Origin of the sequence: Edaphobacillus lindanitolerans, from assembly GCF_900156305.1 — a bacterium.
GTDB lineage: Bacteria > Bacillota > Bacilli > Bacillales_A > Planococcaceae > Bhargavaea > Bhargavaea lindanitolerans.
The window spans coordinates 1,121,588-1,137,623 of sequence record NZ_FTPL01000001.1; the positions used below are offsets into that span (position 1 = coordinate 1,121,588).

Below are 16,036 nucleotides of genomic sequence, written 5' to 3' on the forward strand. Positions count from 1 at the left end.
CTTTTTTATTTATACAATCTCGAGGACTTTCTTCTCTGTGCTGTGTTCAAGCAGGCTCACCGTCGCCTTCCGGATCAAGTCCGGCAGGACGCCGAACGAATACGGCTTGTAGACGCGTTCGGTCCATTTGTGGCCGTCTTTGCCGTAGACGCCCATGTTGACGCTCGGGATGTTCAGCTTCTTGATCGTGCCGAACGGGATGCCGTAGATCGTGTTCCACTCGGGCAGGTTGCGGGTGAGCGGTTCGAGCTGCTCTTCCGTTTCGTGCAGGGACAGGAAGCTGCCGTCGGCCAGGTACGGGAAGAATTTCTTCAGTTCGAATCGCTCACCGGTCGCGGTGCCGACTTCGTCGAGCACGCGGGCGATCGTCTCCTGGATGTGTGCATCACGGCCGTCTTCCTCTTTCAGATAGTTGTGCGGAAGGAACGGCGGAGCGAAGAACAGGATGATGCGTGCTTTTTTCTCCGGATCCGCGGCCTGCAGGGCGGAGACGATATCGAAGCTGAGGTCGCGCAGGTCTCCGCTGCGCTCGGAAGTGAGGACGCCGTCGATGACGCCGCGGACATTGACGCCGCGTGCGGTCAGGTAGTTGATGTAGTCTTCGTAGGTCGTGACGTCGATTTCCCAGCTCAGATTGCGTGTCGGGAGGCCGGTGACGCGGATGAACTGTTCGAACTGTTCCTTCATATAGAGCTCGGTTTCCAGCGCCGCCGCCTTCGCTTCGCGGACGAATTTCTCGAGAATCTGCTCGGGTGTTTCTTCGTAGACGAAGCAGTTGAAATACAGGTGGCTAGAGATGGCGGTCTGAACCGTGTACAGTTCTTTCGTGTCACGCTGTTTGAGCACCGTCGGCGGCAGCACCATTTCTCCTTCGATCTGTTCGGCAAGCTCGTAGCGGTTATGGAGACGTTCCGTCAGTTTCGCCGCGATGAAGTTCGGATCGATGCCGGACAGGGTGTCTCCGACGTGGACTTCCCGGCCGTAGATGTGGAAGCTCGGGAGGATTTTGCCGGCTGCGCCGGTATAGATGTATCGATTCGGATCGCCGTCGTAGAGCGGCGTGATGAAATCGGTGTTGATCGCGGTGACGAAGTGGATGCCCATTTCGTGCTGCAGGCGGTTCAGCTCGCCGAGCGCGCCGACCATGCCGCGATGTTCGCTTTCCTCATCCCCGTTGCACAGCAGCAGCACGTTTCCGGAGAGTTCTTCCGGATGCTCGGAGAAGTGAAGGATGTTCGCAATATGAACGGCAGCGCCGCTTTTCATATCGACGGAACCGCGTCCAAACATCCAGTCGCCGGACTGCGCTTCTGCCTGGAGCTCGGGATCAGCCTCATATCCGCGGAAGAATTCTTCCATTGCGTCCGGGTTGAACGCATGCTCTTTCAGCGGGCCAAAGTCTTCGACGGCAACCGTGTCGATATGCGAATGGTAAAGCACCGTCTGCGGCGACTTGTGGGCCCCTTCAACGAGTGCGAACACGTTCTGCCGTCCGATCGGATCGCCTTCGATCTTCTGGAGCCAGAGATTTGCAGGGTGTTCCCGGAAATAAGGGAAGGACGAAAGGATCTGGTGGATTTCCTGGACGATCCGCACCTCACCGAGCGTTCCGTTGATGCTGTTGAGTCCGACAAGATGGCGGGTGATCAGTTCAATCTGCTCCTGCATTTCCATCGCTTTCAGTTGTTCGTACATGACGGTTGCCTCCTTTGGCTGCTTTTTTCTTTTCAACCGGATACAGGTTGGTGAAATAGTCTTTCGTGATTTCTTTGACTTTGCCGCTCAGGAACAGGACGGCAATGACGTTCGGGATGACGACTGCCGCAAGCAGCAGGTCCAGGAACTGCCAGATGAACTGGAGTCCGCCGATTGCCCCGACAAGGATGGCCGCGATATAAACAAAGCGCATCACTTTCGAGAAGCCGGTGCCGAACAGGAATTCGGCCTGTTTCTCCCCGTAGAAGATGATGACGACGACCGTCGTGATGACGAACAGGAACAAGGTCGCGGAGACGATCGTCCCAGCGATGGACGAGCCGAACACCGGGATGAATGCCTGGGTCACCATGTTCGAGGCTTCATCCGGCGATGTTGTCTGCCAGACACCGGACGTCAGGATGACCATCGCTGTGATTGTGCACACGACGAGTGTATCGACGATGACTTCGAACACACCCCAGAATCCTTGTTTCGCCGGATGGTTGTTCATCGCGGCGGAGTGTGCGATCGGTGCAGTCCCCATCCCGGCTTCGTTGGAATAAAGTCCGCGTGCGAGCCCCCATCGGATGGCGGCCGCGACGCCTGCACCGGCAAATCCGCCGGCAGCGGACATCGGACGGAATGCATATTCAAAGATCATCATGAACGCCTGCGGCAATTCCTTGAAGTTATAGACGAGCACCGTGAGGGCCGCCAGGAGATAGATGACCACCATGAACGGAATGAGCTTTTCGGTCACTTTCCCGATGGTCTTGATGCCGCCGTATGTGATCAGGATGACGAGCAGGGCAACGCAGATTCCCGTTGCAACCGGCGGAAGGCCGAACGAGCCGCTCATCGAGGTCGCGATGGAGTTCGACTGGACCATCGTACTTGCGACGATTTCAATCATGAGGGCGAATGCCACGAATGTCGCGACTTTCTTCCATCCGAGGCCCTTCTTGATGTAATACATCGGGCCGCCGACGTATTCGCCTTCTTTGTTTTTCTCCCGGTAGTGGATGCCGAGCACGACTTCTGAATACTTGGTGCCCATGCCGATCAATGCAACGAGCCACATCCAGAAGATGGCTCCCGGTCCGCCGAGTGCAATGGCGACCGGCACCCCGACAATGTTCGCAGCGCCCATCGTGGACGCGAGCGCACTCGTGGTCGCCTGGAACGGTGTGAGCGTCCCGTCGCCTTCGGATTTTGAGAAGATCTTGCCGAATGTCTGTTTAACGATGTGCGGGAAATACCGGAACTGGAAGAATCCCAACCGTGCCGTCAGGAAGAGCCCCCCTCCGATCAGGAGGACCATCAGCGGGACACCCCAGATGAAGTCCGTCAATCCTGCAACTGCTTTCGTGAATCCATCCATAACCCTATCCAACCCCTCTGTGCGATTTGCCAACTAACGGAAAGCGTTTACAATTTGAGTTAAAAATTTATTCCGCATCGTGGAATAAATTCTGTAATGCGAAATCTTTCTTTTATTCTATTCGCCGGAACAAAGGTTGTCAATCGGTTTCTTTTCTTTGGAGAGTTCTGAAAATGACTCTGGCAATTGCGGGATTTTTGGTACAATGAAAGGAAAGACAGGAGGCGAACGGCATGATCCAATCAATCGACCGGGCAATGGGGATCATCGACGCCATGGCGTCCGATCCCGAAAGGCCGAAGTGGCTCGCCGCCGAGATCGCCGATGCGACGGAGCTGCCGATCAGTACCGTTTACCGGCTCCTGCAGTCGCTGGAGGCGCACAGCCTCGTCTCCCAGGATGTGCAGACGAAACAATATGAACTCGGCTTTAAATGGGTGGAAGTCGGATTGCGGAAATATGAAAAACTCGACGTGCGGGTCGTGGCACGGCCGGTGATGGAAGAACTCGCGGCAGATGTGCGGGAGACGGTTTATCTGAACACGCCGAACGATGACGTCTCGATCATCGTCGACCGGATCGACTCCCCGCGGAGCGTGCGCATCATCGACGCCATCGGGGAGCGCATCCCGATGCACATCGGTGCGGCAAACAAAGTGATGCTGGCAAACATGCCGCGTGAAACGGCAGCCAGGCTGCTGGACCGCCGGGTGAAGGACACAGCGGAACGGACTGAGCTGGAGAGCCAGCTCCGGTTGATCAGAAGAAAAGACTTCGCCATCAGCCGCGGAGAAAAAACGCCCGGCACCCTGGCCGTGGCAGCCCCGGTATTCGACTTTGAAGGAAGAGTGCTGGCAGCCATCAGCGTCGAAGCGATCGAAAGCCAGGTGACGGATGATCAGGTGGACCGGTTCATCGAAAAAGTGGTCGAAGCGGCTGAACGGATTTCGGGAGAGATGGGACGGCGGGGGTAAATACGGGGATGAGTGGATTTACTGTTGTGCGGCGTCGCATTGGTTGCGTCGCTTGATGACTTCGGGCGTCCAGCGCCATTTACCTTCTTATAGAAGAAAGCCTCCGGCGGATGCCGGAGGCTTATTTTCATCTTATTGTTCTTCCTTGCGCTTCAGCGCTTCCTCGAATTCCTTCCGCACATTGTGCAGGAGCGGTGCATCGGTGAGCAGGCGGTGCCCTGTCGCAGCCAGCGCTTTGGCACCGCGGATGAGTGCTTCGTCGCCTGCCGGTGATTTGGCGGCTTCGCGGAACTCCACGGTATGGCCGATCAGATCATCGGGACCGATTTTGATGTTCGGATGGGCGGTCGGGACGGCGTAGCTGATATTGCCGGCGTCGGTCGAACCTTTGCCTTTCCGCTTCTCACGGACGACCGTCTCGCCCACCGCCTCGAGTTCCCCGATGATCACTTCATCGAGGACCGGATTCAGGACGAAATCCCGCACTTCATTCTGGAAGCGCTCGATTTTGACGGTTGCACCGGTTGCCAGTGCTGCGCCTTCCGCAATCGCACGGACCTTCTTCGCTGTTTCCTCGGTCCGTGCCCACGTTTCCGCACGGATGAAGAACCGGGCGGAGGCAAATTCCGGGATGATGTTCGGGGCGTCGCCTCCATGCGTGATGATGCCATGGATCCGGACATCCGACGGCAGCTGCTGTCGGAGCGCATTGATGCCGTTGAACAGACCGATGACCCCGTCCAGTGCGTTGATGCCCTGCTCCGGGGCACCCGATGCGTGGGCCGGGCGCCCATAAAAGTGGAAGTCCAGCGGCTCGACGGCGAGCGACTCGCCCGTCGGCGCGGTTCTTGCCCCCGGATGAATCATGAGCGCGATATCGACCCCTTCCAGATATCCGTGGCGCACAAAGCTTCCCTTTGCGCTGCCGTTCGGCCCGCCTTCCTCGGCCGGCGTGCCGAGCACGACGACACGGCCGCCGGTTTCACGGATCCCTTCTGCCAGTGCAATCGCCGCAGCGACGCTCGTCGTTCCGATGATATTGTGCCCGCATGCGTGGCCGATCCCCGGAAGTGCGTCATATTCCGCAAGATACGAGATCGTCGGCCCCTCTTCCCCGCTGTCCTTCACCGCATGGAACGAGGTTTCATGACCGGCGACACCGGTTTCCACTTCAAACCCTGCATCTCGAAGAAGTTCCGCGAGACGGGCGCTAGCGTACCGCTCCTCGTTCCCGATTTCCGGACGGGCGTGGATATCATGACTCACTTCAACGTAACGATCACGGTTCGCTTCAATGGATTCCAAAATCCTCGTCTTTGCATCTTGGACTACAGTCATTGGGGATCCCTCCGTTTGGTTTGAATTGAATGGGTTTGTTTTATTTCTTCAGGTCTTCGAAAGTCTTTTCAAGCTGCTCTTCGCTGAGCTGGATGAGGACCGAGCCGCCGTTCGTGTCTTCATCGATCGCTTCGGCAATGTCGTCTTCCTGGTAAAGCTCGATGATGCGCTGATACGTTTCGTTGTCTTGATCTTTGGCGCTGACTGCGATGATGTTGGCATACGGCAGGATGCGTTCATCGGTTTCGTCTTCTTTGAAGATCGAGTCTTCCGCAGGGGAGAACCCGGCTTGCCCGGCAACGCCGTTGTTGATGACGGAGACGGCGACATCCGGAAGGACTCGCGGCGTCTGCTGTGCCGTCATCGGGATGATTTCGAGTCCGAGCGGGTTTTCTTTGATCTTGGTCGGATCATCAAACAGTCCGAAGTCGTCTGAAAGCGTGATGAGTCCCGCGCTTTCAAGGAGGACGAGTGCACGCGCCTGGTTCGACGGATCGTCCGGAATGGCGACTTTGTCCCCCTTCTTCAGTTCGGAGATGTCTTTGATCTTCTCGGAGTAAATGCCCATCGGCGCAAACACGGTGGAACCGAGCGGAACGAGGTCATTGCCGCTTTCCTTTACATATTGGGAGAAAAACGCAATCGTCTGGAACGCATTCAGGTCAATGTCTCCTTGTGCAAGGGCGTTGTTCGGAAGCGTGTAGTCGGCAAATTCAACGAGTTTGATCTCGATGCCTTCCTTCGCCGCTTTTTCCTTCAGGATCGGCCACTGGGCGCCGTCCGCCCCGTTGACCCCGATTTTCACCTTGACCGTTTTTCCTTCACTGTCTGCATTCGCATTCCCGCAGGCCGCAAGAGCGAGTGCGGTGATGAGCGCGAGAGCAAGTAGCCAGATTTTCTTCATATCGTTTCTCTCCTTGGGCGGGGCGCTTGCGCCCCGTATCTTTGTCTAGTTGATTTTTATTCCTTCAGGTCGTTGAATGTCCCGTCCAGTTCTTCTTTCGTGAGCTTGACGAGGACCGACCCGTTGCTCGTATCTTCTTTGATCGCCTGGGCAATCTCTTCGGTCTGATAAAGCTCCGCGATGCGCTTGAACGTTTCATTGTCCTTGTCTTTACCGCGGACCGCGATGCAATTGACATACGGCCGTACGCTCGCATCGAACTCGTCTTCCCGGAAGATCGGGTCTTCGGAAGGGGAAAGCCCGGCCTGTCCGGCGATGCCATTGTTGATGACAGAAGCCGCAACGTCCGGCAGGGCACGCGGTGTTTGCTGAGGCGTCATCGGGATGATGTCGAGACCGAGCTTGTTTTCCGTGATCTTGGACGGATCATCGAACAGTCCGAAGTCATCCGAAAGGGTCAGGAGGCCGGCACTTTCCAGCAGCCGGAGGGCCCGCGCCTGGCTGACCGCATCATCCGGTATGGCGATCTTGTCGCCTTTTTTCAGTTCGGCGATGTCTTGGATCTTATCGGAATACAGCCCCATGGGCGCAAACTGCGTGGATCCGATCGGCACGAGGTCATTGCCGCTTTCATTGCCGTACTGGGCGAGGAACGCGATCGTCTGGAACGCGTTCAGGTCGATTTCCCCTTGTGCCAGTGCATTGTTCGGGAGCGTGTAATCAGCGAATTCCACGAGTTTGATTTCGATGCCTTCCTTCGCCGCTTTCTCCTTCAGGATCGGCCACTGGGCGCCATCCGCCCCGTTGACGCCGATCTTCACTTCGACGGGTTTGCCTTCACCGTCTGCGTTCGCATTCCCGCATGCCGCAAGAGCAAGCGCGATGACCAGAGCGAGTGCGAGTAGCCAGATTTTCTTCAATGGATTTCTCTCCCTTATGGTTAGTGACTTTATTTGGTTAGTCGGTTTTATTCCAATGAGAGCCGGGGGTTTACCCGGTCGTTTATCTGCTGCCTCAGCGCCGCATGATCTTGCGCGACAGCGTGTTGCCGATCCACTGGGCAACCTGCACGAGGACGATGAGGATCAGCACGGTGACGATCATGACGCTGCCGTCGAACCGCTGGTATCCGTATGTCATCGCCACATGTCCGAGGCCGCCCCCGCCGACGGTTCCGGCAACCGCCGAAAAGTCGATGAGCGTGACAGAGACGAAGGTGAGCCCGAGGACGAGCGGTCCGAGCGCTTCGGGGATCAGGACAGTGAAGATGATCCGGAGCGGGCTCGCCCCCATCGCCTGTGCCGCCTCGATGACGCCGGGGTCGATGGAGACGAGGTTGTTCTCGACGACGCGGGCGATTGTGAAGCTCGCGATAATCGTCATCGGGAAGATTGCGGCCGCCGTGCCGATCGTCGTGCCGACAACCAGGCGGGTAAGCTGGGAAATCGCGACGAGGAAGATGATGAACGGCACCGGTCGGACAATGTTGATGATGAGATTCAGCAGATTGAAGACGATCTTATTTTCCAGGATATTGTTCTGCCGGGTGACGAACAGCAGCAGGCCCATGACAACCCCGAGGATCGAACCGAAAATGAGTGTCGCAATGACCATGATGAGTGTTTCTCCGGTCGCTTCGACAATCCGCGGCCAGAATGTAGTCCAGTCAACGTTCAATTTCAATCACCTCCTCGATGTCTGTGAGCGTTGCAATTTCGTCGATGGCGGCCGCGGTGGCCACCGGGTCGCCGGCGAATGAGACGATCAGGTTGCCGAACAGCCGCTCTTGGAGTTCCCGGACCGAGCCGTATACGATGTTGAATGTGACGCCGTGTTTGGCCGTCACCCGGGACAGAACCGGTTCGTTCGCGATCGGCCCTTTGAACAGAAGCCGGTACAGCTTGCCGCCGCCCGCATCGCGCCACTCTTTGAGGATTCCGGGTGACGGAAGATCCTGCTGGACGGAGCGGATAAACCGCTCGGTCGTGCCGTGCTGAGGGTCGGTGAAGACGTCGAACACACCGCCCGTTTCAATCACTTCGCCGTCCTCCATGACCGCGACTTTCGTGCAGATCGACTGGATCACTTCCATCTCGTGTGTGATGAGGAGGATTGTGATTCCGAACTCCCGGTTCACTTTCTTGAGCAGCCGGAGGATATCGGATGTCGTGTCGGGGTCGAGGGCCGACGTCGCCTCGTCGCAGATGAGGATGTCCGGGTTGCTCGCAAGCGCCCGGGCGATGCCGACGCGCTGCTTCTGCCCGCCCGACAGCTGATCCGGATAGTTGGCCGCCTTGTCGGCGAGCCCGACAAATTGCAGAAGTTCTGTGACCCGCCGGCTGATTTCCGTCTTCGGAGTGCCGGCGAGCTTCAGCGGGTACGCGATGTTCCCCGCGACCGTCCGGGAGTTGAACAAGTTGAAGTTCTGGAAGATCATTCCGATGTTCTGGCGCTGCCTGCGGAGTTCCTTTGCACTGAGCGACGTGACGTCCGTCCCCCCGATTTCGATCCGTCCGGATGTCGGGCGCTCCAGCAGATTGACGAGCCGCAGCAGCGTGCTCTTCCCCGCGCCGCTGAACCCGATGATCCCGAATATGTCGCCCTGCTCAACGGTGAGGGTCACATCTTTCACCGCGTGGACCTCGCGCGGGCCGATTTTGAATGTCTTGGACACTTGCTTGAATTCAATCAATGGGTGTACCTCCTTGGAAAATGAAAAAGCCTTCTTTTTCTTGAACACGACAAGAAAAAGAAGGCCTGTACGGCCATCCTTTTCTTATCTTCCAGATGCAGTTGCATCTGCAGGATTTGGCACAGTACTCTCTGTGGAGTCCGCTGCCGAGATGTCATAGGGCCTGTCCCTCGATCTCTCTTGATAAGAAAATGATGAATATGTATTTAATTTTGAGCGTTCCGAAGAATTGAGTCTAACTTTACCGGGGAGTCTGCGGAAAGTCAAGACGGTTTTGAAAATATTTTTTCGATGGGGATGGTCGGGTATGTGAATGGGTGCAAAATGACCGATCGGTTGACATTGTACTCATGCCGCCCGGTGAATATGCCTGGGATGTTCTAAACTCTCCTCATTCGGGCTTCAACTCTCCTCACTCATTCAAAACTAGTTTCCAGCCTTCATCTTTGTTACCTTTTCCTCAGCTGCTTGCCGGTCCCGTCCAGATGGATTTCAGGGATAAATCGATACCGGAGCCGATTTGTGTTTCCTGTGATGTGAAAATGATACTGATCCAGTTGCCTTTGTCCGGTGGCAGGCGAAGAAATCTCCGCAAACTCACAAAACTCCCGATTGGTGAAAGTGGACTTGAACACCAATACATAGTCAAGCAGCGCACGCTCATATGGATTTCCGCCGACCGGCTCATTGCAGGAGCCACAAACGAAAGTACGCTGGGTGATCCTCGTCAATTTGCCGAAGCATGACTCGCAGAGAAGGCCGGCTTTGAGCCCCTCCGGCCGCAAATTAAACAGTTCTGCGGCAGGTGTCGAATCCAGCCTGATTTGATTGGCCAGGATGGTTTGCGCCACTTGTTCCGGAGACACATTTCCGGCGATTCGTTGTGCCAGGCCGACTTCCCGTGTCAGGTAGCTCTGTATCTCCTTCACCGAAATGAGCGGCGCGTCGCCCGGCAGGCCGCTCCATACATTTTGCAGGGTGAAGACGACCGCTCCGGAGACGGTCATATGAATTCCCCGCTCGCTCAGCCAGCCGGTGAGGGCGCTTTTTTGATTGTCCAGCTGGGTGATGGGACAACTCATCGACAGGACGGTTCCATCTTCATCAATCCGCTCTAGCCGCCGGGGGTTCTCGTGCCACTGGAGTCGGCCGCGGATCATTTTTGATTCAATAATCCAGATTCCGCGGTCGGATACGAGGAGTGTATCGAACTGAGCGATATAGTCGCGGTGGATCTGCAGGCGGATGTCCCGGAGGATGGACCAGGATCCGGGCAGACGGAGTCCCCGCAAGTGCCGGTCGACCATGACTTCGCCTTTGTACCCGGCTTCCGCCCGATACTTTTTCGCTTCGATTTCCTCTCTCCTCGGATCATTCGGCCACATCCTGCCGAGTGTTGCCTCCAGCTTCCGCAATTCGAGCGGATACCTTCTCTCCCCCATGCCCCCACCCCCTCAGCGACACCATAGCATAAAAAGATCAAGAAAAAACACAACTCTTGAAAGTTGAAAAATGAAGCCTTTTCCGTTGCCAAAATTGGATTTTGCGCGGCCGAGGAGCAGGCAAAAGGAAGTTCTCCACAGAAGAGCAGTTCAGTTTAGGCGGCATACATGGTAACTCTCCTCACTCAAAGCCAAACTCTCCTCACTCGGGCCCCAACTCTCCTCACTCAAAGCCAAACTTGCCTCACTCGAGCCCCAACTCTCCTCACTCGAACTTTCCTATAGATCTTTTAAATTCCATGTATATCTTCAACTCCATATGTGTATACTATCTCCACTACAAGGCCGCGGCACCGCCTTGTCCCGCGCGAATGGGCACTTCCGACGGGAAGTGAAAAATGGAATGACGCGCATCTCCGGCCGGGGTCCGAGTGCCCGGTAGTGCCGCATCTACATAGCCTCAAAAAGGAACTTCCACCGTTGGAAGTTCCTTTCCTTTTACTCATTCTGACAATAATTATATGGACGGTTATCCAATTCCGTGAGAAAATCATTCTCGGTTATTTTATTCGAGAAGGAGATTCCTGGATGTCTATCTTGTTTGCCGCTTTATTTTTCCTGGCGACCGCTGTTTTGGCAGCCGGAGCCATCATTTTGGTCGTCCGGCTGGCCCTGAAAATGGAGCATGACGCCCCTAAAGTGCTGCTCGGGGCACGGTTGGCCATCGGTCTGTGGGTGGCGCTGTTCGCTGCGATGCTCCTCAGTTCTGAAGGTTTGCTGTCTGACCGGCTGTACTTTAGTTTATTCGCAGCCGCGCTTGCCGGGCTGATCGGCAGCTTTTCTGATTTTCTTCTACAACTGGCCTTCCGGACCAAGCCGTCAATCAAGCGGCATTCCAAAGTGGCGGGGGCTTTTCTGGTCGCCCTGATTGCCTTGGTCTTTGCCAACCCGGCGCCCGATCAGGTCGCTTCTGATGAAGAAGTGACGTCCGAGTCGGCAACGGAGGAAATCGCCGGCAAAGAAACTCCAAAAGACGAGGCCGCGGCAGTCGGGAACGATCCATCAGAAAACGAAGGAACAACGGTCGCAGCAACTCTGCCTCCGGCCAAAACCGAATCTTCCCCAAAGAAGGAAGCGGCCCGGCCGAAGACGGCGTCCAGCCGTGTGCCGGTCACGCTTGCAAACCCGATCGACGGGGACACGATCAAGGTAAACATCGACGGACGGACAGAATCCGTCCGCTTCCTGCTCGTGGACACGCCGGAGACGAACCACCCGCGCCTCGGCGTGCAGCCGTTCGGTCCGGAGGCGAAGGAATTCACGACAAAGCTGGTCCAGAGCGGGTCGATTGAGCTTGAGTTCGACGTGTCGGACCGCGATAAGTACAACCGACTGCTAGCGTATGTGTATGTCGACGGCGTCTCCGTCCAAGAGGAACTTCTTAAGAACGGTCTCGCCCGGGTAGCCTACGTGTACGCGCCGAACACCAAATACGTGGACCGCTATGATGCGTTGCAGAAAGAGGCCCAGCAAAAGGCCATCGGAATCTGGTCGGTTGAAAACTATGCAACGGACCGCGGATTTGATGCAGCCGTTGTGGACGGCGGGCAGCAGGGGTCGGCACCCCCGGCCGAAAGCAAACCAAAACCGGCACCGAAGCCCGCGCAGAAACCGCAGAAGCCGGCAGCCGGAGCCTGCAATATCAAAGGCAATGCCAGCAGCCGCATCTACCACATGCCGGGTGGACAATATTACGACCGCACGAACGCGGAAGTCATGTTCTGCTCCGAATCGGAAGCCCAGGCGGCCGGTTACCGGGCGTCCAAAAGGTGAATCCGGCAGATAAGAGAGCCCGGCGGGCAGCCGGTGCTCTCTTTTTGAAGTATGATGAGAGAAACGGATTGTGCTGGGGAGGAACGGCGAATGGACATCTTCTTTTTCATCCTGACGGTGTTTGGACTCATTGCGGGCGGCTTTACGATCGTCCGGTTCTTTGTGGACCGGGTGCACTACCGGCAACCGTCGGTCCGTCACTTTTTTACGCGGATGCGCTGGATCATGGCAGTCACCTTATCCTGTCTTCTCTTGGCGTTCGTCATGACACAGGGCGGATTCAACCTGATGTATGTGTATGTCGGCCTCTTCGTCGTTTCCATCTTCGGCATGATCATCACATTGGTGGATTATGTTGCATGCAAGCGGCTCGGGGTGCGGCGGGAAACACGGTGGCACGGAGCGCTGCTCATCTTGTTTGCGGTCGCCTTTGCCCTGTCGATCGGCAGTCCGGGATTGGATCGGTGAGAAATGAAAAAATGCTTCCGGCGACTGATCTCCGGAAGCATTTTTATGGATGACAAACCTGAAAACGAATGCAACGCACCCGTCCGGATTTTGAGCTCACTCATTTTCCGGAACCGCCCACACCGGTCTCAGCGGGCGACCTTCTCCCGCACTTCGAGCACCGGTTCCGAGACACCCGCAACGCCGACAAGTGCCAGGACCGTCAGCAAGATTTTCTGCACGCCGGCAAACGCATCTTTCGGATCGAACCATTCGCCCAGTGTATGGCACCCGCCGAAGTCGCCGCCTCCGCCAAGTGTCACGGCCGGGATGCCGAGATGAATCGGCACGTTCGAGTCGGTGCTTGATGCGGCTTCGAGCGTCGGTTCGAGGCCGAGGGCGCGGACGGCTTCGGATGCCGCCCGGACGATTGGGCTGTCCGGATCCTGGCTGCCCGCAGGCCGGTCCCCGACTTGCTTCAGTTCAACCGTGATGGCGTCGGTCCGGCCGCGGAACCGATTCTCTTCCTCTGCCGCCTGATGGATGATGCGCAGGGCTTCGCGCTCCAGCCGGGCGAGTTCCTTTTCGGAGTTCGAACGCAGGTCCAGGACCATTTCCGCCCGTTCAGCGATCGTATTGACGGACGTCCCCCCGCCGACGATGCCGACATTGTAGGTCGTTTTCGGTTTTTCCGGCGTCCGGATCGAAGCCATGTCTGCGATCGCCCGGCCGAGCGCATGGATCGGGCTCGGGGTGCCATAGTCGCCGAACGAGTGGCCGCCGGGGCCCCGGTAGGTCACCGAATACCGTTTCGAACCGGTCGCAAGATAGGTGATCCGGTCCGGCGAGCCCGGCTCGACCGAGATGAAGCCGTCGATGTCGTCCTGTCGCTCCGCGAACAGATGCTTCACGCCGTTCAGGTCGCCGAGGCCTTCTTCGCCCACGGTCGCCCCGATGAGCAGGTCGCCTTCCGTTTCAATGCCGGCCGCCTCCAGCGCGCGGAGGATCGCAAGCACGGAGGCGAGTCCGCGGCCGTCGTCGGAAATGCCGGGAGCGTATACTTTTCCGTCTTTCCATTTTGCCTTCACGTCGGTCCCGGCCGGGAAGACGGTATCGAGATGCGCACAGAGGACGAGCGTCGGGCCATTCCCCTTCCCCCTCCTCAAACCGAACACATTGCCGGCCGCATCCGTCTCGACCTGCTCGAGGCCGAGTGCTTCCAGTTTGGCCCGGTACGCACGGCCTTTTTCCGCTTCTGCGAACGTCGGCGCCTCAATTTCCGTAAGCTCGATCTGCTCTTCCGTCGTTGCGTCATTGTCCTGCTCGATGAACGTGAGCGCGGCCCGCACTTTCCCGTCCTTCAACAACTGCTCCATCATTGGTCCCCCCTCAATTGCTTCCCGAAAAACTCCACTGTCTTCGTATGCATCAGAATATGGTTTTCAATCCGCTCCGTCTGGTGGCCTTCATTTTCAAAAATCACGAGTTCCACTTCACGCCCCCGGGATTCCAGATCCGCGACGAGTTGCTCGGCTTCGCTCACCGGCACCCGCGTATCGTTGCGGCCATGGAACACGAGCAGCGGCGCCTCGATCCGGTCGGTCAGGTTCATCGGCGCGGTCCGGTCGAAGAACTCCGAATGCTCGGCGAGTGAACCGTATTCCGCTTCCCTCAAGTACCGCCGCCACTCGCCTGTGTTCTCCAGGAACGTCCGCAAGTTCGACATGCCGACGACGTCGACGCCCGCCGCCCACTTTTCCGGGTAATGGGTGAGCGCCGACAGGACCATGAATCCGCCGTAGCTGCGTCCGATGATCCCGATTTTCGCCGCATCCACGCCGTGCGATGCGGCCAGATCCCCCGCTAGCTCCGCCAGATCCGCGACCGCATCGAGCCGCTTGTCCGCATCATCGAGTTTCAGATAGCGGCGTCCGTAGCCGAGGCTGCCGCGGATGTTCGGCACCGCGACCGCGAATCCGCGGTGGACGAGGTACTGCACGACCGGATTGTACTCGGCCTTCGACTGTCCCTCCGGCCCGCCGTGTACCCAGATCACCGCAGGACGGCCCGCCTCGGCCGACTGGTCATAGAAGAAATATGGGACTTCCAGGCCGTCGAACGAGCGGAATGCATGCAGCTCCGGCTCCGCCCAAAGCGGGCCGGCGGCGTCTGACCGGCCGAGGCGCGTGTGCCGTACCGCCGTTCTTTCCATCGGCCGGTACTCCCAGATGTCTCCCGGCTGGGTCGGTGATTTTTGGGTGAAGAGGAGCCGTGCGCCGGTCAGCCACGAGAGCCCTCCGATGACGCCGCCCGGCAGGCCGTCGGCGAGTTCATGCGCCCCGGTTTCCGGTGAATAAAAGCCGAGCCGGGAGATGCCGCCTTCATTGAGCGTGAATGCAAGCAGCCGGCCGTCCGGCGACAGGGCAATCTCCTCGATGTCCCAGTCCTCCCAGTGAAGCAGCTTGTCCATTTTTTCCGGTTTCCCGACCGAGAAGGAAGCGATGTACTGAGTGTCTTCGCCGGCATCGGTGAGGAGATAGCCCCGTCCTGCCCCCGGAATGATGGCCGGCGAATGATAGCGCGCCGGCGTGTCCAGCGGGCCGAGCCGGGTCGTCCCCTTGGACTTGGCATCAACGGCCAGGACCGCGCTGTCGATGTTCGTTTCCTTCAGGGAGACGAGCACCGTCCCATCGTCGATCCAGCTGAGCGGAATGCAATTCGCATCCGATTCGTAGATTGTCTCCGTTTCACCCGTGTCGGCGTTGACTGTGTACACATCGAAATGGCCGGGGTGCCGTCGGTTGCTCGAGTAGACGAGCCGGGTGCCGTCGGGCGACCATCCCCCGCAGTAATGGAAATGCTCCGGCGAGTGGACGAGCTTCATCGGCTCGGGAAGTTCTCGGCTGCCGCGGACCGGGCCGTCCAGCTCCTCCCCTGCTTCCTCGAGCGTCCGGTTCGGATTGTTGTCGAGAATATACAATTGCTGCTTCTCGTTCCCGTGATGATCCATCCCAATCACCGTCCGCTGTCCATCGGGCGAATGGAAAACACTGAGCACCCGGTCCGGCATCTCGGCAAACGGAGCCGGCTCCCCGTTTTCGCCGAGCGTCCACACTTGCGGGATTCCCGTAATCTTCGAAATGAATGTGAACCGTTCCGTTTCCGGGATTGCCTGCGGTTCATACGCTGAATTCACCGTAAGGTATTCCAGCAGCAACTCTTCCTCCGTCATGGTCTGATTGTTCGTCATGCCCATTCCCCCTTTGATATTTCCTTACTCGAAATATCACTTTTCCGAATAGTATATCATAAAGAAGCGATAAAAAA

13 protein-coding genes and 1 riboswitch are annotated in these 16,036 nt (G+C 57.5%); of the genes, 3 read left to right on the top strand and 10 right to left on the bottom strand.

Features of this window, described 5'->3' with window-relative positions:
- Positions 1-9: 9 nt before the first annotated feature.
- Both B0B07_RS05160 and B0B07_RS05165 read right to left on the bottom strand, forming a co-directional pair.
- The gene (locus tag B0B07_RS05160; RefSeq protein WP_076757263.1) at positions 10-1,695 is read right to left on the bottom strand and encodes a M20/M25/M40 family metallo-hydrolase; all 1,686 of its coding nucleotides are present in this window, start codon (positions 1,693-1,695) and stop codon (positions 10-12) included.
- Positions 1,652-3,079: an alanine/glycine:cation symporter family protein gene (locus B0B07_RS05165; protein ID WP_076757264.1), complete on the bottom strand. Its 1,428-nt coding sequence runs from the start codon at positions 3,077-3,079 to the stop codon at positions 1,652-1,654. The genes B0B07_RS05160 and B0B07_RS05165 overlap by 44 nt, the downstream gene beginning before the upstream one ends.
- A 233-nt stretch (positions 3,080-3,312) precedes the next feature.
- Between B0B07_RS05165 and B0B07_RS05170 the strand changes: the two genes are divergently transcribed.
- Positions 3,313-4,053 (top strand): IclR family transcriptional regulator, encoded by a 741-nt coding sequence (locus B0B07_RS05170; protein WP_076757265.1) that lies wholly within the window; start codon positions 3,313-3,315, stop codon positions 4,051-4,053.
- 132 nt (positions 4,054-4,185) lie between these two features.
- Here B0B07_RS05170 and B0B07_RS05175 read toward each other — a convergent pair whose 3' ends face one another.
- From B0B07_RS05175 to B0B07_RS05200, 6 genes are all read right to left on the bottom strand, one after another.
- Positions 4,186-5,391, bottom strand: a complete 1,206-nt coding sequence (locus B0B07_RS05175; protein ID WP_076757266.1) for a M20 family metallopeptidase — start codon at positions 5,389-5,391, stop codon at positions 4,186-4,188.
- A gap of 40 nt (positions 5,392-5,431) precedes the next feature.
- Positions 5,432-6,295 (bottom strand): MetQ/NlpA family ABC transporter substrate-binding protein, encoded by an 864-nt coding sequence (locus B0B07_RS05180; RefSeq protein ID WP_076757267.1) that lies wholly within the window; start codon positions 6,293-6,295, stop codon positions 5,432-5,434.
- A gap of 56 nt (positions 6,296-6,351) precedes the next feature.
- On the bottom strand, positions 6,352-7,215 hold the full coding sequence (locus tag B0B07_RS05185) for a MetQ/NlpA family ABC transporter substrate-binding protein (protein ID WP_076757268.1): 864 nt from the start codon (positions 7,213-7,215) through the stop codon (positions 6,352-6,354).
- 94 nt (positions 7,216-7,309) lie between these two features.
- Entirely contained in the window at positions 7,310-7,972 is a 663-nt protein-coding gene (locus tag B0B07_RS05190) for a methionine ABC transporter permease (RefSeq protein ID WP_076757269.1), read from the bottom strand.
- Positions 7,962-8,987 (bottom strand): methionine ABC transporter ATP-binding protein, encoded by a 1,026-nt coding sequence (locus B0B07_RS05195; RefSeq protein WP_076757270.1) that lies wholly within the window; start codon positions 8,985-8,987, stop codon positions 7,962-7,964. The genes B0B07_RS05190 and B0B07_RS05195 overlap by 11 nt, the downstream gene beginning before the upstream one ends.
- Positions 8,988-9,068: 81 nt before the next feature.
- Positions 9,069-9,177: riboswitch (SAM riboswitch) on the bottom strand.
- A 259-nt stretch (positions 9,178-9,436) separates the two neighbouring features.
- Positions 9,437-10,429: a nuclease-related domain-containing protein gene (locus tag B0B07_RS05200; RefSeq protein ID WP_076757271.1), complete on the bottom strand. Its 993-nt coding sequence runs from the start codon at positions 10,427-10,429 to the stop codon at positions 9,437-9,439.
- Between the two features lie 588 nt (positions 10,430-11,017).
- On the opposite strand from B0B07_RS05200, the gene B0B07_RS05205 reads away from it, so the two are divergent.
- Both B0B07_RS05205 and B0B07_RS05210 read left to right on the top strand, forming a co-directional pair.
- Positions 11,018-12,262, top strand: coding sequence for a thermonuclease family protein (locus B0B07_RS05205; protein ID WP_234982247.1), 1,245 nt, complete (start codon positions 11,018-11,020; stop codon positions 12,260-12,262).
- A gap of 90 nt (positions 12,263-12,352) precedes the next feature.
- Positions 12,353-12,730 carry a hypothetical protein gene (locus tag B0B07_RS05210; RefSeq protein ID WP_076757272.1) on the top strand — a complete coding sequence of 126 codons (378 nt, stop codon included), beginning with the start codon at positions 12,353-12,355 and terminating at the stop codon, positions 12,728-12,730.
- 128 nt (positions 12,731-12,858) lie between these two features.
- Here B0B07_RS05210 and B0B07_RS05215 read toward each other — a convergent pair whose 3' ends face one another.
- Both B0B07_RS05215 and B0B07_RS05220 read right to left on the bottom strand, forming a co-directional pair.
- Entirely contained in the window at positions 12,859-14,085 is a 1,227-nt protein-coding gene (locus B0B07_RS05215) for a M20/M25/M40 family metallo-hydrolase (protein ID WP_327078165.1), read from the bottom strand.
- Positions 14,085-15,959, bottom strand: coding sequence for a prolyl oligopeptidase family serine peptidase (locus B0B07_RS05220; RefSeq protein WP_200805778.1), 1,875 nt, complete (start codon positions 15,957-15,959; stop codon positions 14,085-14,087). The genes B0B07_RS05215 and B0B07_RS05220 overlap by 1 nt, the downstream gene beginning before the upstream one ends.
- Between the last annotated feature and the right edge of the window lie 77 nt (positions 15,960-16,036).

Coding starts and splice junctions, on each gene's coding strand:
- B0B07_RS05165 (WP_076757264.1), bottom strand. CDS start 3,079: ATGGATGGATTCACGAAAGCAGTTGCAGGATTGACGGACTTCATCTGG.
- B0B07_RS05200 (WP_076757271.1), bottom strand. CDS start 10,429: ATGGGGGAGAGAAGGTATCCGCTCGAATTGCGGAAGCTGGAGGCAACA.
- B0B07_RS05220 (WP_200805778.1), bottom strand. CDS start 15,959: ATGACGAACAATCAGACCATGACGGAGGAAGAGTTGCTGCTGGAATAC.
- B0B07_RS05205 (WP_234982247.1), top strand. CDS start 11,018: ATGTCTATCTTGTTTGCCGCTTTATTTTTCCTGGCGACCGCTGTTTTG.
- B0B07_RS05180 (WP_076757267.1), bottom strand. CDS start 6,295: ATGAAGAAAATCTGGCTACTTGCTCTCGCGCTCATCACCGCACTCGCT.
- B0B07_RS05170 (WP_076757265.1), top strand. CDS start 3,313: ATGATCCAATCAATCGACCGGGCAATGGGGATCATCGACGCCATGGCG.
- B0B07_RS05175 (WP_076757266.1), bottom strand. CDS start 5,391: ATGACTGTAGTCCAAGATGCAAAGACGAGGATTTTGGAATCCATTGAA.
- B0B07_RS05160 (WP_076757263.1), bottom strand. CDS start 1,695: ATGTACGAACAACTGAAAGCGATGGAAATGCAGGAGCAGATTGAACTG.
- B0B07_RS05210 (WP_076757272.1), top strand. CDS start 12,353: ATGGACATCTTCTTTTTCATCCTGACGGTGTTTGGACTCATTGCGGGC.
- B0B07_RS05215 (WP_327078165.1), bottom strand. CDS start 14,085: ATGGAGCAGTTGTTGAAGGACGGGAAAGTGCGGGCCGCGCTCACGTTC.